General features: G+C 48.7%; 1 protein-coding gene. It reads right to left on the bottom strand.

The window, feature by feature from the left end; all coding sequences use genetic code 11:
* Positions 1–573, bottom strand: a 573-nt coding sequence (locus A3766_RS06930) for an FAD-dependent oxidoreductase (protein ID WP_255375341.1), incomplete at its 3' end; no start/stop codon positions are given.
* Positions 574–585 lie beyond the last annotated feature (12 nt).

Raw genomic sequence — 585 nt, 5'->3', positions numbered from 1 at the left:
TGCCATTTTTTCTGTTTTATAAATTGGGGTCGTGCGTGCGTTTAGTAGACGAGCCACTTTTTGGCCAACTTGGTTACCCGTCGCAATAGCGCCGTCGATAAATCCGCGCCAGCCTAAGTCAATATCGCCACCGGCAAAATATATTCGCCCTTGGGGTTCGCGTAATGCAGTAATCGAATTCGTCAATTGACCTTTTTTCAGAACGCACCAAGTACCCTTTGAGTAAGGGTCCAGGTGCCAGTCATAGTGTAGGGTATCCACCACATCAACATCCGGTAGAAAGCGGCGCAATAATTTTTGGACTTGCGCGTGGTTGTTGGGGTCAATTTGTGACGGATCAGTGGAAAAAGCCACGAGATTAGTGCCTTCGTTAGGGCTGGCCATGGTCATAATGGTGCTTATAGGGTCTTGCTCCGAGGCCAACATTAAGATGGGCTTTATATTCTGTCGGATGCGAATGTAGAACTTCATTCCAGAGCCGGCATGACCTTCCTCGGACGCTCTCACCTTTTGTGATAGTAGCGCAGGCGAAAATTGAATCTTGGATAGTACGTTCATGGGGACTGCGCTAATCGTGGACCGGCA

This window comes from Oleiphilus sp. HI0132 (genome assembly GCF_001635845.1).
The sequence above is the reverse complement of the archived record's forward strand: the minus strand, read 5'-3'. Positions and strand labels throughout refer to the sequence as shown.